This is a genomic window from Bifidobacterium anseris, assembly GCF_002860345.1.
GTDB lineage: Bacteria > Actinomycetota > Actinomycetes > Actinomycetales > Bifidobacteriaceae > Bifidobacterium > Bifidobacterium anseris.
Window position 1 is genome coordinate 174,317 of the sequence record NZ_NMYC01000005.1, and the last position, 25,183, is coordinate 199,499.

A 25,183-nucleotide genomic window follows, 5' to 3' on the forward strand; every position below is an offset into this window, starting at 1 on the left:
TGTCGACTATGCTGCGCTGTCGGCTACGCGATCACTTCTGCGCTCACTCTTCGCGACGGCGCGCGCTCAGCGTGGCGACGCCGCCGACGAACGCGAGCGTGAACGCGGTGACGAGCACGGCACCGATATTGCCGCCGGTCGTGGCGAGCTTGTCGCTTGCGGCGTTCGCGACCTGCACCGACTGCGGCGTCTTGGAAACGCCGGTCGTCGTGCCGGTGGAGGTCGGCTTGGCGGAAGTGGTCGGCCTGGTCGACGTGGCCGGCGTCGTGCCGGGCTTCGACGGGGTTGTCGGATTAGTTGGCTTCGTCGGCTGCTGCTCGGCCTTGATCGCCGTTTCGAGCGCGATCTCGGCGAGGCGCAGGTCCTCCTGACGATCCTTGAGCGCCTGCTGGGCGTCGGCGAGCGCGGCTTTCGCGGCGTCGAGCTTGGCCTGGGCGTCGGCGGCCGCCTGCTTGGCGGCGTCGAGCTTGGCCTGCGCCTCCTGAACGGCCGGCGTATTGCCGACGTTCTTCTTTGCGGCGTCGAGCGCGGCCTCGGCGGCTTTGACGTCCGCGTCGGCAGCGTCCTTGGCCTTCTTGGCGTCGTCCACCGCGGCCTGCGCCACGTCGGTGTTCTTCTGGGCGTCGGCGACCGCTTCGCCGGCCTTGGCGACCGTGTCCTTGGCTGCGTTGAGCGCCTGATTACGCTTGGCGAGTTCGTCCTTGGCCGCCTGCAGATCGGCGACCGTCTGCTTGGCGTGTGTGAGTTGCGCGGCCGCCGCGTCAGCCGCCTGCTGCGCCGACGCCGCCTCGGCGGCCTTGGCGGTGGCGTCGGCCTGCGCCGCATCGCTTGCCTGCTTTGCCACATCGTAGGCTGTTTGAGCCTTGTCCAGATTCGCCTTGGCGTTCTGCATCGCGGCGTACTTGGCAGCCGCGTCGTCCTTGGCCTGCTTGGCGGCGTCGGCGTTGCGGTTCGCCTGATCGAGCGTCTGCTTGGCGGCGTCGGCCTTCTGCTGCGCGGCGGTGTAGGCGGCCTCGGCGGCATCATAGGTGGCTTGCGCCGTGTTCAGCGTCTCGGAGGCCTGCGCGTACTTGGCCGCCTGCTCGTTCGCCGTCCGTTGCGCGTCCTCCTTGGCCTGCTGCGCATTCGCATGCTTGGCGGTCGCGTCGTCGTAGGCCTGTTCGGCGTCCGACTGCGCACTCTGCGCCGCCTTGAGATTGGCGGCTGCCTGCGCGCTGGCCTTGTCCGCCGCATCGCTCGCCTTGTTCGCGGCCTCCACGGCTTCCTGTGCGCTCGCGAGCGCATCCTGCGCGTCCTTGAGCTTCTGCTGCGCGTTGCGGATCGAATCGACGTATTCCTGCAACTCCTGCTGGTAGACATCCGCGTCGGTGGGTGTCGTGTCGTCGACGCCGTCATAGCTGATGTCGTAGCTGCTGTTCTCCATGGCGGAGGTGTTGCGCCTGTACTGGCTCATGCCTAGGCCGGTGGAAGTCGCCTGAGGGTCGGAGCAGTTGAGGTAGTGACCGATAGTGGGGTAGAGATCAGGGTACGTTATGCTGACCTGATACGGGGTCATCGATTCGAGATCCGGATACTTACCGCTGGCAACGGCCTCCTTATAGACGGCCTTCTCCTGCGTCCACCAACCGGTGAAGGGATCGGGGAGTCCCATTGCCAGATTCTCGGCCAGCCAGAGGTTGGTCGTCAGCACCTGATTGTGCTCGAACTGCGCAGTCGCCACGTTCGCCTGCACCATCGCGGCAGCCATGGCGGCGTCTGAGATCTTCAGCGGTGCAAGGCCCTCGCTGGCGCGCAGCTGGTTGAGTTCCTGGATGAGCGCCACTGCGCGGAGCATGTTGTCGAGACTCGTGGCGTCCTTGGCATCCCCGATGTGCGTGTACTGCAGCCACGATCCTCCATCGGGCGGTGCGATCTCGTCTGGTTCGCTCGGATTCTTGGTGCTCAACGCCGAATCCGTCAGAACCTGCTGCGCGAGTTCCGCATTGCGATGCTCGAACCAGCCCAGCGCGCCCTTCTGCTCGAGCTCGGTCGCGCTCGTTGCGGCCTTGTCGGCCGCCGCCTGCGTGTCCTTCACCCGTTGTTCGGCGTCGGCGACCTTCTGCTCGGCGTCGCTCTTCGCGGTTGCCGCGGCCGCGAGCGCCTCCGCCGTCGTCGTCTTGTCGCGTTCGGCGGCGGCGAGCGCCGCGTTCGCCTTGTCGAGCGCCTGCTTGGCGGCGTCCGCGTCATTGCGTGCGTTCAGCAGGCCGTCGCTGGCGTTCTGATAGGTGTGGGTCGCGTCGTTGAGCGCCGCGTTGGCCTGATCGGCCTGCAAGCTCGCCTGCTGCGCCTGCTTGAACGCGTCCATGTTGGTGGCGTCCACTTGCTGCTGCAGGCCGTCCACCTTCATCTGCTGCTCGTCCACGGCGTCCTGCGCCTTCGATTCCTCGGCCTTGGCCGCAGTCTGCGCATCCTGTGCCTGCTTGAGAGCCTGCGCCTTCTGCGTCTGCGTGTCGACGGCGTTCTGCAGATGTTCGGAGGCTTCGTCAAGCTTCGTGTTGGCCTTGTTGAGCGCCTCCTGCGCCGCCGCCGTGTTCGGATCGTTGGCGATGGCGTCGTCGACGGCCTGCTGCGCGTCCTGCACGGCCGCGTTCGCCTGATCGACTTCGCCGTTCGCGTCAGTGACCGTGCCTTCGGCGTTCTTCTGCGCTTCCTGCGCCTGCGCCACGCCGTCCTTGGCGTCGTCGACGGCCGCCTGCGCCTGCTGCACGGCGTTCGTCGCCGTCTACTGCTGCGTCTGCGTGTCCGGCTGCTGCGGCTCCGCCGGCTCGTCGGCGATGGCGACCATCGGCGCGCCGAGCGTCGCGATCGCGGCCATCGTGGCGACCGCTCCGTTCACCGTCTTCATCGTCGGGAATGATTTGTTCTGCTGTTCGCGCCGCGCCTGCGCATGCTTTCCCTGTGTCATAATGACCCCCTTCAGTGGTCTGTAGTGACTGTTGCTGTTCTTCTCGGGCAGCATAATCCATCATAGACAGGAGAAAAATAACACACGCACGAATTGGAAAAATTACTTTCGTGCGACTATTATGCGCGCTTCTATCGTCAGTTCGCTGATTTGGGCGAGATCGAGCGCGTCGATATCGACGTTGAACAGCAGCGGCGTCATATGCGCGAAGGTGTGCACGTCGTCGGCTGCCATCGCAAAGGTACGCGAGACGGTGCGCATATCGAGGACGTTGAAGTGTTCACGGAACTGTTCGATTACGTGTTCGTTTGAATAATCGGCGTTGCGCAGCTGCTCGCGTGCGAGTTCGCGCAATTGTTCATCGTGATGCACGCCGGGGATCACTTTGATGACGATGGCGTCATCCTTCATGACGCGGTGGAATTCCGCGGCGTTTACCGGGGAGAAGACGTCGAGGATGCAGTCGATTGCGTCGTCGCGCACCGGAAGGTCGGCGAGGTTGCCGACGAACCATCGGACGGCCATCGTCGCGTCCTCGCGCGCCGCCTGCTGAATCGAGTCCTTTGAGATGTCGAAGGCGAGCACATCGGCGGCCGGATTCGCGCGCTGCACGGCGCGCGCGTAGAAGCCTTCGCCGCAACCGACATCCAGGATCGCGGCGCGCGGATTCAGATATCTGCCGACGGCGTCGAGCACGGCGTCGCGGATGTCGTCGTAATAGCCGGCCTCGAGGATGCGCGCACGGTTCTCGAACGACGCCTTGTTGTAGAACGGCGACTGTTTCGCGGCGGGCGCGAGATTGACGTAGCCCTGTTTCGCGATATCGAAGGTGTGACGATTCGGGCAGCGCAGGCTCGCGCCATCCAAGTGCAGCGTCTCATGGCAGATCGGGCAAGTGAAGTAGCGTTCGCTGTCACGGAAGCGCGCGATTTTCGCAGGATTCATGCCGCCATCCTAGCGGGAAGGGCGTGCATGCAGTGGCAGGGGCGCATATTGGCGGCATCCGTGGTAGATGTGATGCATATGGCGGTGGTGTTTGCACTCGCCGGCGGCGCCGTCGCGCATATCCGGGTGGTGGGTGCATAACTGGATTGTTCGGGCCAACTGTCGATATATGCGGCCGATCACTGGGATGCATGGATGTAGCGCCCCTGCATGTGGGGGATTCTGGTCGTTTTTGGTGGCCTATGCGTGGATGGGTGGTGTCGTTGTGCGTAATTGTGCGAATTGTGGAGCGTCCTGCGGCTCCCGTCCGATCAAGGCGCCGCATCACTCGTGATTTGGTGCGAAAAACCGAGTTGTGCGGGCGGGGACACCTCGGGGTATTGCAGGTTGGCGCGTTCGACGAGGCGCGCCATCTGGATGCGGCCCATGCACAGTCGGTCGCTTGCCGTCGACAGATGTGCCTTCGCCGTCGGATTCTCAAACTGCTCTCGGATTGTTGTCACAAGGCCGCTTCCGGGCAAAACGAAATGGCTGATTCCGTTGGGAATCAGCCATTTCTTGCTGGTGCGAGCGGCGGGACTTGAACCCGCACGAGCATGAGCTCACTGCCACCTGAAGACAGCGCGTCTACCATTCCGCCACGCTCGCAGACAAATAGCTAATCTACACCATGTGGAACATGCGTGCAACTCGGCGTGTTGCGTTGATTAGCCCTCGGTCAACGTGTCAAAACGGCCGTTGAGCCGGGCGAGCGTCGTCTGCCCCAGTTGCGTTTCGAGCGCGTGCTGTGCGGCATCGAGCTCGCCGTCGAGCAGCGTGTGGATGTTGCGGCCGACCGGGCACTGCGGATTGGGATTGTCGTGGAATCCGAACAGCTGGCGGTCGGGGCCCTCGATCGCCTGGTAGACGTCCAGTAACGTGATTGACATCAACGGCCGTGCGATGTGCGCGCCGCCGACGCCGGCGTCCACGGTGACGAGGCCGGCGTCCTTGAGCTTGCCGATGACCTCATGCTGAACGCCGACGGCAAGAGCGAGATCAGCTATGCCGATTACGCGATCGGCATCGTCGACGAAATCGTCACCGACCACCCGCACATCCGCGAGCGCATCTCCCTCGTGAGCAAGTAACGAACAAGTGGGCGGCGCTGCCTGGTTCTCCTCCATGCGTCCATATGCGCCGCCGCGCGCTGCTATCCGCGCGAACCGTTCGCGTAGAAGCGAGCGAGTGTCTCGTCGCGGAACTCGTCGAAGTAGCCGCCGTCGATCGACGCACGGATATCGTCGAGCAGATGCACGAAGAAGTACTCGTTGTGGATCGTCGCGAGCGTGAACCCATTCATTTCGTGCGAACGCAGCAGATGGTCGACGTAGGCGCGCGAATAATGCGTGCACGTGTAGCAGCCGCAGCCTTCCTCGAGTGGACCGAAATCATGCTTGTACTGCGCGCGTTTGATGTTGTAGCGGCCGTCGCGTGTGAAGATCGCGCCGTTTCTGCCGCAGCGCGCCGGCGCGACGCAATCGAAGGTGTCGCCGCCGTTTTCGACGCAGGCGAAGATGTCGTCCACCGCGGCGATGCCGAGCACGTGACGCGGGCGGCTTTGCGGCATCTCATCGCAGATCCACGCGCAGATGTCGCCGATGATGCGCTTCTCCATCGCGCCGCCGATGCCGACGCCGTCGAAGTCGAGCGAGGCGATCTGCTGCGCCGCATGCCTGCGCAGATCCTCGTAGTTCGCGCCCTGCACGACGCCGTAGAGCGCCTGATACGGCTTGCCGACGCGCTGCGCCGTCAGCCGTTCGTGCTCGGCGACGCATCGCTGCGCCCAGCGGTAGGTGCGTTCGACCGAGTTCTCCTGATAGCGGCGCGTGTTCATCAGCGTTGTCAGCTCGTCGAACGCGAACATGATGTCCGCGCCGATCTTGTGCTGGATGTTCATCGATATCTCCGCCGAGAAACGATGCAACGAACCGTTGAGCGGCGATTTGAAGGTGACGCCGTCCTCGTCGACGAAGGCCATGCGTTCCTTGCCGGCTGCAATCACGTCGTCCGATTTCATGCCTTTCACGTCCATCGCGAGCGTCTTCTTGAAGCCCGCGCCGAGCGAAAGCACCTGGAAACCGCCCGAATCGGTGAAGGTGGGGCCGTTCCAGTTCATGAACTTCGCCAAGCCGCCCGCTTCGTCGAGCACGTCCTCGCCGGGGCGTTCGTACAGATGGAACGCGTTCGACAGCAGGCACTGCGCGCCGAGTTCGACCATCGATTCGGGCAGCACGGCCTTCATCGCGCCCTGTGTGGCGACCGGCACGAAGGCGGGCGTCCTGATGTCGCCGTGCGGCGTGTGCAGGATGCCGGTGCGCCCGTAGCGTGCGCCCCCTTTGCCTTTGCCGTCCGCGGCGTCGGGCAGCCGTGTGATCTGTTCGAAATGGAAGGCGCTGCGATCGCCGGGTTCGCCCGGTTCGGCGCCGCGCGGATGTTCGACAAGCTGCGGTGCCGGCGCGCTCGTAATCGTACTGTCTGCTGGAATGCTCGTGCTGGTCATGTGCGCAATTCTAGGGCCTGCGGTTGTCCGTCCGGGCCGATGTACGCTTGCCGCTGTTTCGTTCTGGGCGATGCCGCTATCCGCACTCCTTACGCACTCATCCGCTCATCGTCGAGCTGGGTGAGGCGGCTCAACCAACGCTGGACGGTTCCCGCTCGCAGCAGACTATCGAGGAGGCCTGCGCAGAAACGCTCCTGCCGCACCCCATAGAAGATCATCAGGAACACGGTGCGCGCGTCGCAATCCGCCGGATCCACACAATCAAGCGGTGCACTGAGGAAGCTCGCTTCCAGAAAACCCAGATAGTCGGCCGCGCCCAGCTCGGGATGCTCGTCGGCGAATTGCGCCACGGCATCCATGAAACGGTCGACGTCATCGTTGTAGGAGAACCAGAACATGTCGACGAACGTGCCGAAATCATCCGTCCGCTCAAGCGTCGGCAGATACTGCGTGATCGCGGCATACGAGACATTGTCGATTGCGCCGGCGTCGTCCACGGTGCGTTCTGCCGGCCGCTTCGTCGGATTCGTCAGCGTAGACGCCTCCTTCTCAGCTTCGCGATGGGCGTCCCGATACCACCACGGATGTTTTGTCGCGATATCGGCGAGGCCGTCCTTCGCACAACGGAACAACGCGCGCGCCTTCGCTCTGTCGATTGCGCAGCCGATGCCGTGCTTGTAGCAGCGCGCGAGCCGCAGCGCAGCAGCCGCCTTCGCATAGCGGACCTGCCCGTCCTCGCCGCCGCGCGCATACGCCTCCTCATACAACGCGAACGCGCGCCGCACGTCGCGTTTGCACGTCTGCCCTTCCAATCGCAGATCGCCGAGGAACGCGAGCGCCTCCGCGTCGCCGAGCGCGGCCGCGCGTTCAAAGCAGATGCGTGCACGCTCGGGAATCGGCGGCTGCTCGACGATTGGCGGCCGCCCTTTGATGTGCGCCGTGTAGCAGCTGTCGAAATAGTCGCCGTGATTGGGATCGTCATGGTAGATGCGGCCGAGCGCAAGCCATGCGCGCGCGTTGCCGCGGCCGGCCGCATGACGGAACAGGATTTCGGCGAGCTTCAGGCAGTCATGATGCTGTTTGCGTTCCCAGTCGCTGAGCGATTCGGTCGTGCCGAACCTATCCGCGTGCACGCGCATCGCTTCCTCGAGATAGAACATCGCGTGTCCCCATGCCTCGACGCCGTCAGGGTCGTAACGGGACGCTCGTTTGCAGTAGTCGTCGTCGTCATAGGTGGAGGAGTAGAACGGCGTGCCGGGAAGGTCGCGGTACTCCCGCACCCACTGTTCGTACGGCATGAGTGTCGTGTCCATCACGGTCCGGTAGCAGATCGGTACGGGTTCGATGGAGACGACGTCGTCAGGCCCGTCGTTCTGCGGATAGAAACCGGTGAGCCTGCGCTCGCAGACGTAGGGTGTGCCGGAGCGGTCTTTCGCGAACGAGGGGAGCGTGAGTTGTACGGTCGGCAGCACGGGGCCGATCACGAGATCGGTGAAGCTGTAATAGAGGTCGTCATATCGCAGGATTGGCATATGCGGGCGGACACGGCCGGAACCGATGTTCGGCATGCGGTCGTGTCGTAGGTAATACGGGCAGTTGAGGTCGTCGTTGCGCTCCATGGCAGCATCCTATCAATGCGCGCCGTGGAAGGGGTGTCCCGCCGCCGTTTTCCCTCCCAAGGAACTTGCCATCAAACATGGTTTCGACTCTCAACAAACATTCAGGAAACGTTAAGTAGTCGTGTTTTAACTATGTGGATAGAGATTCCTCTACCGGTGACGAACAGTGCCGCGCGCGCCGCGCCGACGCACTACGATGACCGGTGACGAACACAGACAGACAGTGCATCGAGTGACGAACGGAGAGAACAGATGAGTGACGAGAACCGTTACCCGTGGGAGACCGACGACTCCCATCCGGCGCAGCCCCAGCCGCAGGAACCGCAGACCATGTCCGCACAGCAGACGCCGTCCGACGAATCGGACGCGAACGAGACCGCCAATGCGAACACCGCGAACGCGAACGCGCAGCAGCCGGCTGCCGACCAGACGCCGACGCAGTCGCAGCAACCGGTGGCGCAGGGATACCGTCCGGCGCCGATGTACGGCGCGTATGCGCCGGCGACGCCGAACCAGCCGCAGCAGCCCAATCATCCGCAGAGGCAGCCGACGTCACCGTTCGCGCTGCCGTATCAGGACCAGAATGCGCCCGGTGCGCAGCAGCAGCAGCCGCAGATGGGCCGTTCGCCGTACGTCCCCTTCGGCGCTGCGAACAACGGCAGCAACAACGCCGCGAACAACGGCAATCCGGGCAATCCAGGCACCCCGACGCCGCCGAGCTCGCCTTTCGGCGGCAACGATCCGCACAATCCCTACGCTGACATCGACCGTGAGGAGACGAAGTCGCACGGCGTGCTCATCGGCGTTGTCGCGGCCGTCGTCACCGCGATCCTGTGCCTTGGCGTCGGCTGGACGGCGCTCACCTACGGCTGGGTGAAGGTGCCGACGTCGTCGTCGATGTCGTCGGTCTCCTCGTCGAACCAGGGCAGCTCCGAAGGCAGCGCCGTCGTCGAAGGCGGCGAGTCGCCGAACTGGACGGCCGTTTCGTCGAAGGTCTCGAACGCCGTCGTCTCGATCTCGACGACCGTAGAAGACGGTACGGCGAAGGGCTCTGGCGCGATCATCGACAAGCAGGGCCACATCGTCACGAACAACCACGTCGTCTCCGGCGCGAAAAACATCGTCGTGACGCTGAGCAACGGCGACCTGTACGAGGCCGACATCGTCGGCACCGATTCGACGACCGATCTGGCCGTCATCCAGCTCAAGAACCCGCCGTCTGACCTGACGACGGTCGAGTTCGCCGATTCCTCGAAGGTCGCCGTCGGCGAGCCGATCATGGCGATCGGCAACCCGCTCGGCTACGACGACACGGCGACGACCGGCATCGTCTCCGCGCTCAACCGACCGGTTTCGGTGATGGATGAGGACAACCAGACGATCGTGACGAACGCGATCCAAATCGATGCGGCCGTCAACCCGGGCAACTCGGGCGGCCCGACCTTCAACGCGGCCGGCCAGGTCATCGGCATCAACTCGTCGATTGCGTCGACGGCGAGCAGCGAGGAGAACGTAGGCTCGATCGGCATCGGCTTCGCGATCCCGTCGAACCTCGTCAAACGCGTCGCGAACGAAATCATCAAGAACGGCAAGGTCGAGCACGTCGCGCTCGGCGTGACGATCAAGAACACGACGGTGACGGCGGACGGCGTGACGCGCGCCGGCACCGAAGTGCAGTCGCTCGTCGCCGGCGGCCCCGCCGAGAAGGCCGGCATCGTCAAGGGTGACGTCATCGTCGCCTACGACGGCCTCGCCGTGACGAACAACTACTCGCTGCTCGGCTTCGTGCGTGCGGCGGCGATGGGGTCAACGGCCAAGCTGACCGTCGTGCGCGACGGCAAGGTCATGGACGTCAACGTCACGCTCGACAAGGCCGAGGCGGACGTCAACGGTTCGTCGAAGAGCGAGAGCAACCAGCAGCAGGAGGAACAGCAGCGCCGCCAGCAGCAGGAGCAGCAGGAGCAGCGCAACGACCGCGGCAACGGAGGCGTTTTCGACCCCTTCGGGCTGTGGTAAATCCTTTCGGCCGCGCGCTGAGCCGACTGAAGCGGTTCAGTCAACGGTGAGCGGCCGGCATGCCTTGCACACGTCGGACAGCGTGATTCGCGCTGTCCGACGTTTTTTGTTACAGTGAACGAGTTCGCATCGCGGCGCATTTGTGTCCGCGAGCCAATAATTGAAGATGAATCTAGCAATCTTTTTACGCCGTGTGTCGTAAGCGCGCCAAGCCGGGCGCCGTGTTCGATGGGCTAACAAGGCGTGAAGCTGACATTCCCGAACCCGCCGGTGGCGTCGATGCGCGCGCCGCATTCCGCCATGCGTGGGGAAGGGAAGACGATACCGACCGTAAGGAGATGCGATGAGGAAAATCATCGATCTTTGTAAGGAAGTCCCGCTGCTTCCACTCACGATCCTCGCGGCGATTCCGCTTGCGCTCATCCCGCAGTGGCGTCCCTGGGGCCACATCCATTCCGCGTTCGACCCCGGCGTCGGTGAATGGATCATCATCCTGTTCGTCGTCTGGACGATCTACACGAGCATCCGCGAGATGATCGACAGCATCAGGCACGGCCATGTGGGCGTCGACCTGCTTGCAATCGTCGCGCTCATCTCCACCGTCTGCGTGCAGCAGTACTGGGCGTCGTGGGCCGTCGTGCTCATGGTCGCCTCGGGCGAGGCGATCGAATCGTATGCCGAGAACAAGGCGAAGGGCAATCTCACAGCCCTGATCAAGGCTGCGCCGCAGCAGGCGCACGTCGTCACGCTGCCGGGAACCGATGGTGCCGAGGCGGACATGACCGACGAAGGCTTCCGCAAGGTGCAGCAGGCCGTCGAGGCCGCGCAGCGCGAAGGCAAGCCGCTCAACGCCGGTAACGGCCACTTCGAGACGGTGCCCGTCAATGATGTCAAGCTCAACTCGGTGCTGCTCGTGCTGCCCGGCGAGATCGTGCCGGTCGATGGCTTGCTGCTCAGCGGCACCGCCTCCGTCGACCTGAGCAACATCAACGGCGAGCCGGTGCCGCGCACGATCTTCGCCGGCGCGAAGGTGCTCTCCGGCTCCATCAACGGTTCGATGACGATGATGATTCGCACGACGTCGCTCGCCGCCGACTCCCAGTATCAGCAGATCCTCAAGCTCGTCTCCGCCGCCGAGGAGTCGCGCGCCGCCGTCGTGCGCACGGCGGATATGCTCGCCGTGCCGTTCACCATCATCTCCTTCGCGATCGCGATCGTCGCATGGATCGTCTCCGGCACCGGATTGCGTTTTGCGCAGGTGCTCGTGCTCGCGACGCCATGCCCGCTGCTCATCGCCGCGCCGGTCGCCTACGTCGCCGGCACCGCACGCCTGGCCAAGCAGAAGATCCTCGTCAAATCGCAGGACGTGCTCGAAAACCTCGGTCGCGTCACGCACGTTTTCTTCGACAAGACCGGAACGCTCACCGTCAAGCAGCCGCAGGTCGTGCGTGTCGAAAAGGCGAAGGGTGTGCCGGCCGACGTGTCCGAAGACGAGATCCTGATGATGGCGGGCGTCGTCGAAGGCTTCTCCGTGCACGTACTCGCCAAAGGCATCGTCGAAGCGGGCCGCGCCGCGATGGAACGACTCGGACGACTGCCGAGCTCGAGCGGCAAGACGGCCGCTGATAGCAACGTTGACGCCTCGCACCGCGCATTGCCGAACCCGAGCGACAACTATCCGGTCGTCGGCAACGTCTCCGAAATCCCCGGCAAAGGGGTGCGCGGCACCGTCGACGGCCACAAGGTCGAAGTCGGCCGTTACGCCTTCGTGACCGAACAGGACATCGTCAGCCAGGAAGTGCACAACGCCGCCGAAGAGGAACGCAACGAGAAGGCGATGGAAGCGGCCGACCGTGAAGCTGCCAAGCTGTGGCCCGACACGCTCGAGCCGGACGAAATGGCCACCTACATCGCCATCGACGGCCATCTCGCGGCCCGCATCGTGCTGCGCGACATCCCCCGCTACAACGCGAAACAGTCGATCCAGGAACTGCGCAAACTCGGCGTCAAGGAGGAGACGATGCTCACCGGCGACAAGAAGTCGTCGGCGATGATCATCGCGAATGAAGTCGGCATCACCGACGTGCGCTACGAATTGCTGCCGCAGGACAAGGTCAATGCGGTGCGCGAAGCCTCGGAACAGGAGAAGAGCGGCGCCGAAACGTGGTGGGAGCGCGCGACCGCGAAACTGCTCGGCGAGCCGATCCACCGCGACGTGACGATGATGGTCGGCGACGGCGTCAACGATTCGCCGGTGCTCGCCGTCGCCGACATCGGCATGGCGATGACCGACGGCACGTCAACGGCCGCCTCCGAATCGGCTGAAGTCGTCATCATGAACGACGATATCGGCGCCGTGCCGAAGGGCGTGCGCATCGCGCGGCAGACGAAGCAGCGCATGCTGCAGGCGGTGCTCGTCGGCATCGCGCTCGCGATCGTCGGCATGGTGTGCGCCGCGTTCAACCTGATCCCCGTCGTCGCCGGCGCGTTCCTGCAGGAGGCGATCGACGTCGTCTCGATCGTGTGGGCGCTGACGGCGCTGTTCGACCGCAAGTAGCAGAGGCGACGCCGCACATGCGCGGAGCCGTCTCGGTGGACGTCATCGTTCACCGAGACGGCTCCTTTTGTATATATCGACGATGTATCTGCATCGACTTTGTATATCTGTTTACGATTCGCCGTGCAGATCGGCGATGACGTCGTCGACGGCGGTCGCTAATTCACTCAGCAGATCGTTGCGGCCGCACGCGTTCGACAGAATCGTGAGCACATAACCCTGCGGATGCGTCTGCAGATCGTGCGCGCCGGCCGGTAGCACGATGCCGGCGTCGTTGAGCGCGTACAGATTGCCTTCGCCGTAGATCCAGCCGGCCTTCGTATACACTTCCTCCTGCTCGGCATGCGCCATCTGAATCGACGAATTGAGCGAGCCGCACATCTGCTGCGCGAGCCATGCGCGCGCGTTCTTCGACGCCGCCGGCGTGCCGTCTGCCTTCGTCGGCGGCGTATCCGAGAACAGATACTGGTAGGCGAGCACCCACACCCTTGCCAGATCGCTCGCCGTCAGGGAATCGTAATAGCCGTTGAGCGGCGCGTCGAAGGTGTAACCGGTCGTCCACGTCGTGAACGGCTGCGCGCCGTAGCGTTGATACAACGATTCGTAGGCGTCGTTGTCGGAGACGGTGAGCGTCGCCGTGATCAGATGGTTGAGATAGGCGGCGTCCGGGTCGACACTCGTCGAGACGGCGTCGAGGTCGAGCACGCCCGTCTGCGCGAGCGACAGGATGTACGGGGCTTTGATCGCCGACGCCGAATAGCGCGGCACGTTCGCGAAGGACGTGATGACGGCGCCTGTGCGCATGTCGACGACGGCGAAGGAGACTTCGAAACCCTGTTCATGATAGGCGCTGACGGCGTGCTGCAGCTGCGCGGATTCGGCGTCGCTGAGCGTGACGCCGGCAGCTGATACGGCGGCCGCACCGTCGGTCGCGCGCAGATTCGCGAACGCGGTGGCGACGACGCTGCTGAGATTCGGCGTGACGATCGTTTTTTCGATGCCGACGGCGGGCGTCTCCTCGGAGGCGGCAGACGGCGTCGGCATCGTCTGCGTGGCCGAGGCCGTGGGATGGGCGGCGTTCGCGAGCCCGTCGCCGAAGATGCCGACGGCGCCGGCGCCGAGCATGCCGGATACAGCGACGATCGTCGACGCGATTGCGATGCCCTTCCATTTGGCGATCGATTTGCGATGAGCGGCGATGGTGACGTCAAGCTGGGCGTCGGTCAGCGGCACGTCACGCCATTTGGGAATCGTGCCGCGTTTCGTCTTCTTCTGCATCCCAGCGCACCCGTTTCTCACGTATGCCCACGCTTGTTCCAAGGAAAACTATAGGGTGACCCTTCGGCATCGGCGGCACGACGTCGAGACGACGAAGGCGGACGGTTCGTCGCCGTCCGCCTTCATCTGTGCGCGCGTTGTATTCGCGTTACATCCGTTGTCACTCGCCGTGGGCGAGACGACGGAACTCGTCGGGATCGATGACCTTCTTGTGTTCGCGGCCTTCCCTCGCGCCCTCGGCACGTTCGAACGCGTCGACGCGCTTCCAGCCGGCGAAATCGATCGGGTTGACGCCGCGTTCGGCGAGCAGACGGTCGATCGATTCGGGATCGCGGTCCGGCGCCAGACGCGCGTTCTCCTTGTTCTTCGCGAGATCTTCGAGCATCGCCGTGACGATCATCAGTGCATCCGACTTCGTCGAACCGATCAGGCCGACCGGACCGCGCTTCGCCCATCCGGTCGCGTACAGGCGCTCGCGCACTTCGCCATCGACGGCGTCGACGGTGATGCGGCCGTCTCCGTTCGCGTTCGCCAGATGCGCGCCTTTCTCGTCATAGGCGATGCCTGGCACCGACTCCGGCTTGTAGCCGATCGCATGGTAGACGGCCTGCACCGGATAATCGGTGAACTCGCCGGTGCGCGTCATCGTGCCATCCGCCGACGTCTCGGTGCGCTCGACGCGGATGCCGCACACCTTGCCGTCCTCGCCGAGAATCTCGGTCGGCGCGGAGTTGAAGTGGATGTAGTACTTACGGTCGGCCGGATTGCCTTCAAAATCGACGTCGCCGTCGTCCTCCATGTCCTCGGCCATCTCACGGATCGCGAACAGCTCCTCGACCATCTGACGGGTCAGCTTGTCCTTGCCGGCCTCCTCGATCGTGTCATCGTCGAGTTCGAAATCGTCCTCGTCGATGATCAGCTGGACGCCAGGCAGCTTCTCCATCTCACGCAGCTCCTGAACGGAGAACTTCGCCTGCGCGACGCCACGGCGGATGAACAGGTGCAGCGTCTTCGCCTGATTGCGCAGAATGCCCTCGTACACGTTGTCGGGAATGTCGGTGCGCGCGCGCAGATCGTCGGCGTTGCGCATCAGCTCGCGCGCGACGTCCATCGCCACGTTGCCGCCGCCGATGACGGCGACCTCCTCGGCCTGCAGCGGCCATTCGCGCACGCCGGTCGGATAGCCGTCATACCATTCGACGAACTTCGCCGCGCCATAGACGCCGTCATAGTCGGCGCCCGGCAGATTCAGCGGCTTGTCCTTGATCGCGCCGGTCGCGAAGAGCACGGCGTCGTAACGCTCAAGCAGATCGTCGATCGTCACATCCTTGCCGAACTCCACATCGCAGTACAGATGGATGTTCGGATTGTCGAGCGTCTTCTCAAGCGCGGACGCGATGAACTTAATCGACGGATGGTCGGGGGCGACGCCATAGCGCACGAGGCCGAACGGCACCGGCAGCTTCTCGAACAGGTCGATGCGCGCGTTCGTGCCGAGGCCCAGCTCATCGCCGAGCTTGGCAAGCTGACGCAGGAAGATATCGGAGGAATACACACCGGCCGGGCCGGCGCCGATGACGGCAATACGAAGTTCAGAATCATTAGTCACGGCATACTAGCGTAGCCGATAAGCATGAACGGGGGAAGAGGCGCATATGGGACGTGTGGGGGAAGCGCGCGCCCTCGTCGCTACACTGTTGCCTATGAACGGGAAACTGCGGATGCACAACCATTACAACGGTTTGAAGACGGCGATACTGTTCGCCATCATGTGGGCGATCATCATGATCATCTGGTGGGCGACGGGCGCATATGTGGACACGCTCGTCTACTACGTCGCGATCGGCCTGGGCATGTCCTTCGTCTCCTACTGGTTCTCCGACAAGCTCGCGATCGCGTCGATGCACGCGCAGCCGGTCAGTGAACAGGAGGCGCCGCAGCTGTACGCGATCGTACGCGAACTGTCGCAGCGCGCGGGCAAGCCGATGCCTCGCATCTACATCGCGCCAACGGAGACGCCGAACGCGTTCGCGACCGGACGCAACGAACGGCACGCGGCCGTCTGCTGCACGCAAGGCATCATGCGCATCCTCGACTATCGGGAGATGCGCGGCGTGCTCGGCCACGAGCTCATGCACGTCTACAATCGCGACATCCGCACGTCGGCAATCGCCGGCGCAATGGCCACCGTCATCACCTACCTCGGCTACTCGCTGATGTACTTCGGCAATTCCACGCGCAACGACCGCGACTCCGACAACGGCGCCGGCGCGCTCGGCGCGTTCGGCGCACTGCTCAGCATGATCCTCGCGCCGATCGCGGCGTCGCTGATCCAGATGGCGATTTCACGCACACGCGAATACGACGCCGACGAGGACGGCAGCGTGCTGACCGGAGATCCGAATGCGCTCGCGAGCGCGCTGTACAAAATCCAATACGGCATCGCGCAGAACCCGATGCCGGCGACGGCGACCGACCAGTCGACGGCAGCGATGATGATCGAGTCGCCGTTCTCGGCGAAGGGTTTCTCGCGGCTGTTTTCGACGCATCCGCCGACCGAGGATCGCATCGCCCGCCTGCAGCAGATGGCGGTCGACATGGGTGCTCCGGGCATCGCCGACGGCGACCGCCTCGCGCAGGTCGCGCGCAACGGTCGGGCGTGAGTGGCCGGCGACTGTGGTAAGGTAGCTGATGCGGCTGTGTACGACGGCTGCATGCGGATGTAGTTCATCGGTAGAACGAAAGCTTCCCAAGCTTTAAAGGCGGGTTCGACTCCCGTCATCCGCTCTCTGAAATCGTTGGAAAATAGTCGTTTCTGAGGTCGACGGGATACAAATCCACTCTATTCTGCGCTCTACTGGCGGGCGGATGTGAGCCAACAATGAGCCGGCGCCGACCGCCTCGTTTGTGAACGTCGAAGGGGAGCTGTGCACCGATTGCGTTTGCAGACGATGTCTGTTGCGAACGCTTCGGATGCAAACGCCGCCCGTTACGTTCGCAGACGGTACCCGTTGCGATTGTTACGGGTGCGGATGGCGCGCATGGCGTTCGCAAAGGGCGGCGCAGGCGATCGTCAGGGGTGAGCTATGCGGCGGAAACGTTCGCGGTGGCAATATGACTTGTGCGGTGACGCTGTCAGGGGACGACGGCTCCGGCAGGGTCGTTAGGATGTACGGTGAAGGCATGTGCGCGCATTATCTGGGATTGTCGGATGAGGAAGTCGATCGGCTGGTCGGGCAGTTGAGCGGGGAGCGACCGGAGAGACCCGAGTCGAGTCCCGCGGAAGCCACGGCGCCGCAGTACGAACAGCGCGAGCTCGACTATCCGCAGTCGGAGCGGCAGTCGTCGGGGAGCCCGCGCGAGGAGCGGGGACGCCGATGGATCGACGTGTATCCGAAGACGGTGTCGCCGGTGATTGTGCCGACCTTCGACACGGCGGTCGGCGTCGACGAACTGACTCCCGGCACGCTCGAACGCGCGGATCTGGCATGGGGATACAGCACGCAGTGGAATCCGCAGCCGATCTTCAACACGCGCATCGAAAGCGCGGACAAGCCGATCTGGCGGACATCGATGGAACACGACCGCTGCATCATCGCCTGCCGTCGTTTCTACGAATCAAGCGGCACGGAGACGCGCGTCAGCGAGCGCACCGGACGCGTCATCAAACAGCAGTATGTGTTTGCGATTCCCGATATGCCGATCATGTTCATCGGCGGCATACGACGTGGCGACGAATATTCGATGATCACGACGCGCGCGAACGCGGTGATGGCGCCGGTGCATCCGCGGATGCCGCTCATTTTGCATCCGACCGAGCTGACGACGTGGCTCGGGCCACGGTACATGCGTCTCGCCGACCGTTCCGCTGTGCCGCTCGCCGCTCATAAAGTGGGGTAGCGGACGCTCCGACGCCGGTGTTCGCCGGGTGAGCAGCGCACGGTCAGGGAGTCCGTTATGCTGTTAGGCGTTTCATGTGAAACATTCACGGTCGATAACGGCGCAGACATGGTGCACAGGCGAGGTGGGCAGATGGCGAACACAATAGTCAATTCATCGAACGGACCGGCGACGGACGGCGAAGGACAGGGCCACGGTCTCGGTCTGTTCGCACTCGCCGCCGGCGCGTTCGTGTTCGGCGCGGCCGAGTTCGTCATGATGGGCATCCTGCCGCAGGTCGCGCAGGCGCTGCGGGTGAGCATCCCCTTCGCCGGCAACTTCATCTCGGCATACGCGATCGGCGTGTGCGTCGGCACGTTGCTGCTGATCTTCGGACGCAGGATCCCGCCGCGCTCGCTCATCATCCTGTTCATGGTCATCGCATTCGCCGGCAACGCGTTGAGCGCGGTCGCCGTCAACGCGCCGATGATGATCGTCGCGCGCTTCATCGCCGGCTTCCCGCATGGCGCCTTCTTCGGCACCGCGACGCTTATCGCGAAGCTGCTTGCGCGGCGCGGGAAGGAGGCGCAGGCTGTGGCCTCGATGGTCACCGGACAGACGGTGGCGAATATGCTCGGCGTGCCGGCGGGAACATTGCTCGCCGAACATCTGTCCTGGCATCTCGCGTTCGCGGCGCTCGCCGTCTGCGCCGTCGTCACCGGCGTCCTCGTGCGCGTATGGGTGCCGTTCATCGCGCCTGCAGCCGATGCGGGTCTGGCCGGGCAGTTCGCATTCCTGCGCAAACCCGGACCTTGGATGGTGCTCGTCGCCGTCTTCGTCGGCAATGTGGGCATCTTCTGCTGGTGGAGCTACGTGAGCCCGTGGCTGCAGCGCGTGGGCGGCTGGCCGAACGCGATGGTCTCCGCGTTGATGATGCTCGCCGGTTTCGGCATGGTCGTCGGCGGCTTGATCGGCGGTCGCATCTGCGACCATTGGAATCCGGGTGCCACGTCGGCGCTTGGTCAGTTTGTCGCCTGTATGGGTCTGCTTGCCGTTTTCCTGATTCCTGGCTCGCATGTGAGCACGGCCGTGCTCACCTTTGTGATTTCCTTCGGCCTGTTCTTCGTTTCGGCGCCGCAGCAGCTCATCATGGCCGAATGCGGCGGCCTGATTGGCGGCGCCGCCGTGCAGATCGCATTCAACTTCGGCAATGCCGTCGGCTCGATGGTCGGAGGTGCCGTGCTCGACGCGTCGCATATGAACTACCACTATCCGGCGTTAAGCGGCGTCCCTTTCGCCGCGCTCGCCGTCGTGCTGCTCGTATGCTACAGCCGCATGTGCTGCAGGCTCGGGGGCGGTCTCGTGTTGGATAGGTGAACGCCCCCGACTCGGACACCACGGCCGCGATTGTCCGTGACAAGCCGAACAGCTGCGGCAAGACCGTCATGACTCCCAACGGCGCCTCGTTGATCGCCGAGACCGTGGCGCCGGTCTGACGCCCGACGCCTCAGAACAGGTCGTCGCGTGATCCCGTGCGGGTCAGCACCAACTGGAGTTCATGGCGCTCGATGCGATAGATGAGCAGCCAATCACCTTCGATGTGTAGTTCGCGGTATCCCCGCCAGTTGCCGGCCAGGGGGTGATCACGGTACTTGGTGCTCAGCAACGGCTTGTCCTGGGCCATGAGCGCCTCAACGGCGCCCTGCAGTTTCTTTGGGTCATAGTGCTTCTTCAAAAGAGATTTGAAATCCCTTTTGAACTGTGTAGTGCGAAATACAGTGCTAAGCATGCATCAAATCTTTCATCAGATCTTCGGAACTGGTGAAAGACCTTCCTTCGTGCGCGTCCGCCTGTCGGCGCGCTGCGATGCTCTCCGCGGGTTCTCGGGTGATTTTGAATGGCATGCCGTTGTCGCGGATGGACTGGCGGAGGAACACATTAATCGCCGTGGAAAGATCCATGCCCATTGATTCGTACAGTGCTTTGGCTTCCTCCTTGACCTTCCGGTCGGTGCGGAAACTCACGGTTGTCGTATCGCTCATCGTCAATCCCCTTGCGTTGTTGATTCGTTATGTGGTAGCAAGCACTGCTATTGTATAACTATCGTTAATACGTTGTCTATGCGATAGCGGGTGTTGGTTACAGTTTACCGGCGAGCGTGCACATCTCGCGTTCGTTGGGCGCCATGCCCATAGGTATGCGCTACCGGTAGCGACTCCCTATGGGCGGACTACCATATGCCGCACGGATGAGGAACATCGAGACAGGTGGTCGATGATGCGCAGACTGTGGTGTCGGAGTGCAGCGGCGTTGGCTGCGATCGGATAGGACGTTCCTCGTATGGACGATGTGCGGCGGCGGCCGCGTTTCATCTGTTACGATGCCGGTACGGGTCCGGGCGCATGCGCCTTGATGGCCCATGCAATCGACATGACGAACACAAGGAAGTGATGTGCGATGCCGGATCAATCTTGGTTGGACCGATATGAGACCATTCGTCGTCAACTGGATGCTACCGTCGATTTCGCGCGGTATTTCACCGAATCCGCCATCGGTGAGGTGACGGTGGATGTGCTGCCGCTGGGGGATCTGCATCTGCCCACGGGGCAGATCGTCGCCTGCGATCCGATGACGGAATTGGAGGATGCGAAGCCGTATATCCAGACCGTGCCGCCCGGCGTCTATCCGGTGCAGACGTGCATCATCCCCAGTGAGGAGCATGGTGATCGCTACGCCTGCGTGCATGTGCGCATCAGTGATGCCAAGCCGCTTCGTTACGAATGCGGCATGACAGGCACCGAGAAGATCGATGAGCCGATCGAATCCGGCGATTTCTATGGATTCGGCGTCGACGCCGGCGTCGGTTGCGTGACCGATGCCCGTACTCGCGACGAGGCGGTTGCGTACACCCGGCAACTCGTGGACGCCGGCGATCTGGAGGAGTGGGAGACGCCGTTCGAGGAGGCGCTCGCCGAGAACGCGAAGACGCACCCGAAGTACCAGACCGAATACGGCGACTGGGTGAACTGGACGGTTCCTGACACCGACGACAACGTCATCGTGACGACGAGCGGTTGGGGCGATGGCTACTATGCGACCTATTTCGCCTATGCCGAGGATGGAACCATCTGCGGCCTCTATGTGCCGTACATCCTCATCGAAGAGGAAGAGCAGCTCGGAGAGGATGAGGCGTAAGGCCCGCGCGCTGTGCCGCCGCGAGATGGCATGACCTGATGCCGTCTCGCGGCGGCGGTCGTCACTCGGCCTCGATTGCGCGCATCTCCATCAGCAGCAGCGAACGTTTCATCTCCACACCGTAGGCGTAGCCGACGAGGTTGCCGTTGGCGCCGATGACGCGGTGGCACGGCACGATGAACGGAATCGGGTTGCGGTTGTTCGCTGATCCCACCGCGCGTACCGCCTTCGGGCGTCCCACGGCTTGTGCGATCTGCGCGTAGGTGCGCGTCTGTCCGTACGGGATCTGCTGCAGCGCGTGCCACACGGCGTGCTGGAACGGTGTGCCGAAAGTGAATGCGACCGGCACGGTGAACTCACGCAGTGCGCCGGCGAAGTATCGTTCGAGTTCGTCGAAGGTCCTGTCGGTGAGTTCGGTGCGCGCACCGTCGCCGTCGAGTTCGTGGTCGTCCCGGGTGACGATGTGCAGTCCGGTGACCGCGTCGTCCTGCCAATCGATCCTCACGGGGCCATAGGTGCCCATATACGTCGCGAATCCCTGCATGGCGTCCTCCTCCTTGATGATGCGTATGTTGCCCTGATTATAGGAGGCGGCCGGCTGGTGTGCGTCGGCACGACGTGAATGCTCACCGATTCTGCGTAATCAACGACCGCCGGTTCACGCGGAATGGAGCGCCTTGTCGGCTTCATCGACGATGCGCAGCGTGTTAAGGGTACGCGGATAGCCGATATACGGCAGGCACTGGAGCGTGACCTTGCGCAGGAAACCGGCATCGTTGCCCAGACCGATGTTCGCCTTCGCGTGCGCGGTGAGCTGCGGCTCGACGCCGCCCTGCGCGGACAGGTAGCAGAACGTGATCATCTCGCGCTGGGCGTTCGTCAGGCCGGTGCGCGTGTAATAGTCGCCGAAGCAGTTGTCGGCGAGCCAATAGTTGATCTTGCTGCGTTCGTAGCTTTTGTCCATGCCGGCGCCGAAGAGCTCCACCTGCTTCGCGTTGCCAGTTTCGAGACGATCGTCCATCGTCGTCGTGGTCTGGTCTGGCAGCGGCAGCTGCACGCCGCGCGCCTCGAGCACATCGTTCGTGATGCCGAGGAACGGTCGCACGCGTCCGAGACCGAGATAATCGACGGCCTGATAGACGACCTCCTTCACCTCAACCGGGGAAAGGCCGGCGTCGAGCGCGCGCGTCAGCTGGATGTGGAACTCATCGGTCCCCTGACAGCCGAGCAGCGTCGCGAGAATCGCGAGATAGCGGGTTTCGGCATTGAGCTTCGTATCCGGATCCTGCGCCACCTCCTCATCGGCGAAGTGCAGCAGACGGTCGACGAAATGCGGATCGGTGCGGATGAGCTCGTCGTTCGGATTAGTATCGGAATTGATGGTGGTATGCGTCATGATGACCTGATTTCTTGGAAATCAAAGGGGAATGTGGAATTAAGTAGGGAAAGGCTGCTCACGTTGGAGGTCGCGAGCCGCCTGATGGGGGCAGGGGTATGTCTGTGGAAGGCCGGCGATCAGGCGAGCTTGTTGTATTCGGCTTCGTCGACCGGCTCGAGCCATTCGTTGCTCTTGCCTTCGCCGGGCACGGCGATGGCGATGTGCGAGAACCAGCTGCCCGGTGCCGCGCCGTGCCAGTGCTTCATGTTCGCCGGGATGTGCACGACGGTGCCCGGAGTCATTGCGATCGGCTCCTGTCCCTCGATCTGCGCGTAGCCGCGACCGCCGACGCAGATGAGCATCTGACCGCCGCCCTGCGTGGCGTGGTGGATGTGCCAATGGTTGATGCAGCCGGGTTCGAAGGTGACATTGGCCATGCTGACCTGTTCGCCGGAGATCGGCGCAAGCCAGCTCTTGCCGGTGAAGTACTGCGCGTAGGCGTCGTTCGGCGCGCCCACCAGGAACATCAGTGACTGCGCATATGCGGTCGGCACGCCGACCGGAATCGGATAGTTGTTCATGATGATGCCTCCATGATCGGTCGTCGTTGTGCGCGGTCGGCGGTTTTCGCTGTGCCGTGCCCGCGCGCCGCCAGTTCATAGTATGGAACCGATTTTTATATGCAGCAGATAGTGAAACTGCATATCATGCATGTTCGTTGTGCATACGTTCGGCCATGCATGATGCCGTGTGCGATATGCGTGCCGCAGTCCTCACAGATTGCGGTCGAAGAACGCCTCGATCGCGTCGAAGGGGATGTACTTGAAGTTGTCGTACAGGTCGGTGTGGCTGGCGCCCGGAATGATCATCAATTCCTTGTTCGCCGGGTTCACGCCGTGCTCGAGCTTGTCGTACGCGGCCTTCGAGAAGTACAGCGAATGCGCCTTCTCGCCGTGGATGAGTAGCACCGGGTTTTCGATTTCGTCGATGTAGCTCAGCAGCGGCATGTTCATGAAGGGCAGCGCCGACGTCGCGTTCCAACCGTCGTTCGAGTTGACCGAGCGCGCATGGTAGCCGCGTGGCGTCTTGTAGTAGGCGGCGTAGTCCTTGAGGAACTGCGGTGCGTCCTCGGGCAGTGCCTCGGGTGCTGGCACGCCGCCGGCGCGCGCGTAGTCGTCCTTCGCATAGTCCTCAGTGCGCTGCTTGGCGAGCTGCGCGCGCTTGGCGTTGCGTTGGGTCGGCGAATCCTCGGCGTCGAAGTAGCCGTTCGCGGTGACGCGGCTCATGTTGTACATCGTCGATGCGACGGTGGCCTTGATGCGTGGATCGTTCGCGGCGGCGTTGAGTGCGAGGCCGCCCCAGCCGCAGATGCCGACGATGCCGATGCCGTCGGGGTCGACGTCGTGGCGCGTCGACAGATAATCGACGGCCGCCGAGAAATCCTCGGTGTTGATATCGGGGGAGGCGACGGCGCGCGGCGAGCCGCCCGATTCGCCGATGAACGACGGGTCGAACGCGATCGTCAGGAAGCCGCGTTCGGCAAGCGTTTGCGCGTACAGGCCGCTTGCCTGTTCCTTGACGGCGCCGAAAGGTCCGGCGACGGCGAGCGCCTTGAAGCGTCCGTTCTTCGGTGCATGCTTCGGCATGTACAGATCGGCGGCCAGTTCGATGCCGTAGCGATTGTGGAACGTGATCTTGCTGTGTTCGACCTTGTCGCTGTGCGGGAACACCTTGTCCCACGCCGGCGTCAGCTCAAGTGCTGTCATCGGCGATCTCCTTCACTGATTCTTTTCGATGTTTCGATTACGTGGGTGCCGTGTGGCGCGTCCTGTGCCGTCTCATCGGCTTGTGCTGTCTAGTGTCGGTCGCGCGATGTCATAACGCAAATAGTGATTTGCTATAATCATTATTCGTTGAACGAATAACTTTTGCGAAAGGACGCCGATGGAGATCCGGGCATTGCGCGCGTTCCTCGAAGTTTCGCGTGAAGAGAACATGACGCGCGCCGCGGCCAATCTGCACATGTCGCAGCCGTCGTTGTCGAAGCTCATCAAATCGCTCGAACATGAGCTTGGCACGCAACTGTTCGTGCGGCGCAGCTTCGGGCTGACGTTGACGAAGGAGGGGCGCGTGCTGCGCGAACGCGCGCGTGATCTCGTCGGCATGGCCGACCGCATCGAGGACGAGTTCGCGTCGCTCGGCAACGTCACCGGCGGCACGTTGTATTTCGGTCTCGCGGAGTCGTATCAGATCCAATATCTCGCGCGGCAGATCAAACAGCTGCGCGAACAGTGCGCCGACCTGCGCTATCACGTCGAAAGCGGCGTTTCCTCGCAGGTGCTCGAGCATCTCGACCAGGGCACGCTTGATTTCGCCGTTCTCGCGCACGATCCCGACCTGACGAAATACGAGGCGCTCGAATTTCCGAACGTCGACCGTTGGGGCGTCATCGTCCCCGCCGATCATCGACTCGCGTCGCGCACGTCCGTCTCAATCGATGATCTCGTCGGCGAACCGTTGTTCTGCTCACAGCAGGCGTGGAAACATGAGATCGCGCGCTGGGCGGGATCGCGCATGCCTGATCTGCGTCTCGAGGCGACCTTCGGCCTCGCCTACAACGCGGCCGTCTTTGCCCGCGAAGGGCTCGGTGTGCTGCTCGCCTTCGACCGCATCGTCGATACGAGTGCCGATTCGGGGCTCGTGTTCCGTCCGCTGCGTCCAGCGCTTGTCACAAAGCTGCACCTCGTCTGGAGGCGCAACCGTCCGCTCAGCCCGATCGCCGAGCGGTTCCTGCGGCAGCTACGCGGAGCGTAGCCCGCGCAGCCGGCCG

The 25,183-nt window shown here is 63.3% G+C and carries 22 protein-coding genes, 2 tRNA genes and 1 pseudogene; 9 read left to right on the forward strand and 16 right to left on the reverse strand.

Annotation, left to right across the window (positions count from 1 at the left end):
• Positions 1–43: 43 nt before the first annotated feature.
• The 8 genes and pseudogenes from CGZ88_RS05870 to CGZ88_RS05905 all read right to left on the reverse strand — a co-directional run bounded on the left by CGZ88_RS05870 (position 44) and on the right by CGZ88_RS05905 (position 8,050).
• Entirely contained in the window at positions 44–2,746 is a 2,703-nt protein-coding gene (locus CGZ88_RS05870) for a CAP domain-containing protein (RefSeq protein ID WP_101671350.1), read from the reverse strand.
• A gap of 15 nt (positions 2,747–2,761) precedes the next feature.
• Positions 2,762–2,944: a hypothetical protein gene (locus CGZ88_RS05875; RefSeq protein ID WP_026644859.1), complete on the reverse strand. Its 183-nt coding sequence runs from the start codon at positions 2,942–2,944 to the stop codon at positions 2,762–2,764.
• Between the two features lie 102 nt (positions 2,945–3,046).
• Positions 3,047–3,889: a putative RNA methyltransferase gene (locus tag CGZ88_RS05880; RefSeq protein ID WP_101671351.1), complete on the reverse strand. Its 843-nt coding sequence runs from the start codon at positions 3,887–3,889 to the stop codon at positions 3,047–3,049.
• A gap of 383 nt (positions 3,890–4,272) precedes the next feature.
• Positions 4,273–4,359 (reverse strand): annotated as a pseudogene (locus tag CGZ88_RS09145) (response regulator transcription factor); the annotation flags it as partial.
• Between the two features lie 92 nt (positions 4,360–4,451).
• Positions 4,452–4,537 (reverse strand) — tRNA-Leu (locus tag CGZ88_RS05890).
• A gap of 59 nt (positions 4,538–4,596) precedes the next feature.
• Entirely contained in the window at positions 4,597–4,980 is a 384-nt protein-coding gene (locus CGZ88_RS05895; protein ID WP_207761157.1) for an Rrf2 family transcriptional regulator, read from the reverse strand.
• A 101-nt stretch (positions 4,981–5,081) separates the two neighbouring features.
• Positions 5,082–6,431: a tRNA guanosine(34) transglycosylase Tgt gene (gene tgt / locus CGZ88_RS05900; protein ID WP_101671353.1), complete on the reverse strand. Its 1,350-nt coding sequence runs from the start codon at positions 6,429–6,431 to the stop codon at positions 5,082–5,084.
• Positions 6,432–6,520: 89 nt separating this feature from the next.
• Entirely contained in the window at positions 6,521–8,050 is a 1,530-nt protein-coding gene (locus CGZ88_RS05905) for a DUF6508 domain-containing protein (protein ID WP_101671354.1), read from the reverse strand.
• A gap of 330 nt (positions 8,051–8,380) precedes the next feature.
• Here CGZ88_RS05905 and CGZ88_RS05910 point away from each other — a divergent pair, with 330 nt between their 5' ends.
• Both CGZ88_RS05910 and CGZ88_RS05915 read left to right on the forward strand, forming a co-directional pair.
• A complete protein-coding gene (locus CGZ88_RS05910; protein ID WP_423734419.1) occupies positions 8,381–10,066 on the forward strand; it encodes a S1C family serine protease in 1,686 nt (561 codons plus the stop codon).
• 343 nt (positions 10,067–10,409) lie between these two features.
• Positions 10,410–12,623, forward strand: a complete 2,214-nt coding sequence (locus tag CGZ88_RS05915; RefSeq protein WP_101671356.1) for a heavy metal translocating P-type ATPase — start codon at positions 10,410–10,412, stop codon at positions 12,621–12,623.
• 111 nt (positions 12,624–12,734) lie between these two features.
• On the opposite strand, the gene CGZ88_RS05920 is transcribed toward CGZ88_RS05915, so the two are convergent.
• Both CGZ88_RS05920 and CGZ88_RS05925 read right to left on the reverse strand, forming a co-directional pair.
• Entirely contained in the window at positions 12,735–13,901 is a 1,167-nt protein-coding gene (locus tag CGZ88_RS05920; RefSeq protein ID WP_101671357.1) for a serine hydrolase, read from the reverse strand.
• 160 nt (positions 13,902–14,061) lie between these two features.
• Positions 14,062–15,510, reverse strand: a complete 1,449-nt coding sequence (locus tag CGZ88_RS05925) for an FAD-dependent oxidoreductase (RefSeq protein ID WP_026644854.1) — start codon at positions 15,508–15,510, stop codon at positions 14,062–14,064.
• Between the two features lie 94 nt (positions 15,511–15,604).
• Here CGZ88_RS05925 and htpX point away from each other — a divergent pair, with 94 nt between their 5' ends.
• From htpX to CGZ88_RS09190, 5 genes are all read left to right on the forward strand, one after another.
• Positions 15,605–16,564: a zinc metalloprotease HtpX gene (gene htpX, locus CGZ88_RS05930; RefSeq protein ID WP_101671358.1), complete on the forward strand. Its 960-nt coding sequence runs from the start codon at positions 15,605–15,607 to the stop codon at positions 16,562–16,564.
• Between the two features lie 53 nt (positions 16,565–16,617).
• Positions 16,618–16,688, forward strand: a tRNA-Gly gene (locus CGZ88_RS05935).
• A gap of 381 nt (positions 16,689–17,069) precedes the next feature.
• The gene (locus tag CGZ88_RS05940) at positions 17,070–17,801 is read left to right on the forward strand and encodes an SOS response-associated peptidase family protein (protein ID WP_243390091.1); all 732 of its coding nucleotides are present in this window, start codon (positions 17,070–17,072) and stop codon (positions 17,799–17,801) included.
• 132 nt (positions 17,802–17,933) lie between these two features.
• Complete coding sequence (locus CGZ88_RS05945) at positions 17,934–19,157, forward strand: MFS transporter (protein WP_101671359.1); 1,224 nt, start codon at positions 17,934–17,936, stop codon at positions 19,155–19,157.
• Positions 19,154–19,276, forward strand: coding sequence for a hypothetical protein (locus CGZ88_RS09190; RefSeq protein ID WP_279324754.1), 123 nt, complete (start codon positions 19,154–19,156; stop codon positions 19,274–19,276). Before CGZ88_RS05945 ends, CGZ88_RS09190 begins: the two co-directional genes overlap by 4 nt.
• Before the next feature lie 11 nt (positions 19,277–19,287).
• Here the strand turns inward: CGZ88_RS09190 and CGZ88_RS05950 are convergent, their stop codons facing one another.
• Positions 19,288–19,569, reverse strand: coding sequence for a type II toxin-antitoxin system YafQ family toxin (locus tag CGZ88_RS05950; protein WP_101671360.1), 282 nt, complete (start codon positions 19,567–19,569; stop codon positions 19,288–19,290).
• A complete protein-coding gene (locus CGZ88_RS05955) occupies positions 19,562–19,822 on the reverse strand; it encodes a type II toxin-antitoxin system RelB/DinJ family antitoxin (protein ID WP_034523582.1) in 261 nt (86 codons plus the stop codon). Before CGZ88_RS05955 ends, CGZ88_RS05950 begins: the two co-directional genes overlap by 8 nt.
• 415 nt (positions 19,823–20,237) lie before the next feature.
• Between CGZ88_RS05955 and CGZ88_RS05960 the strand changes: the two genes are divergently transcribed.
• Entirely contained in the window at positions 20,238–20,975 is a 738-nt protein-coding gene (locus CGZ88_RS05960) for a DUF4241 domain-containing protein (RefSeq protein ID WP_101671361.1), read from the forward strand.
• A 61-nt stretch (positions 20,976–21,036) separates the two neighbouring features.
• Here the strand turns inward: CGZ88_RS05960 and CGZ88_RS05965 are convergent, their stop codons facing one another.
• The 4 genes from CGZ88_RS05965 to CGZ88_RS05980 form a co-directional block, all read right to left on the reverse strand.
• Complete coding sequence (locus CGZ88_RS05965; RefSeq protein ID WP_101671362.1) at positions 21,037–21,519, reverse strand: methylated-DNA--[protein]-cysteine S-methyltransferase; 483 nt, start codon at positions 21,517–21,519, stop codon at positions 21,037–21,039.
• A gap of 114 nt (positions 21,520–21,633) precedes the next feature.
• Positions 21,634–22,371, reverse strand: coding sequence for a carboxymuconolactone decarboxylase family protein (locus CGZ88_RS05970; RefSeq protein ID WP_101671363.1), 738 nt, complete (start codon positions 22,369–22,371; stop codon positions 21,634–21,636).
• Positions 22,372–22,490: 119 nt separating this feature from the next.
• Positions 22,491–22,934, reverse strand: coding sequence for a cupin domain-containing protein (locus CGZ88_RS05975; protein WP_026644847.1), 444 nt, complete (start codon positions 22,932–22,934; stop codon positions 22,491–22,493).
• A 192-nt stretch (positions 22,935–23,126) separates the two neighbouring features.
• Positions 23,127–24,119 (reverse strand): alpha/beta hydrolase, encoded by a 993-nt coding sequence (locus tag CGZ88_RS05980; RefSeq protein ID WP_101671364.1) that lies wholly within the window; start codon positions 24,117–24,119, stop codon positions 23,127–23,129.
• Positions 24,120–24,297: 178 nt separating this feature from the next.
• Between CGZ88_RS05980 and CGZ88_RS05985 the strand changes: the two genes are divergently transcribed.
• Positions 24,298–25,167 (forward strand): LysR family transcriptional regulator, encoded by an 870-nt coding sequence (locus CGZ88_RS05985; protein WP_026644846.1) that lies wholly within the window; start codon positions 24,298–24,300, stop codon positions 25,165–25,167.
• The last annotated feature ends 16 nt before the right edge of the window (positions 25,168–25,183 follow it).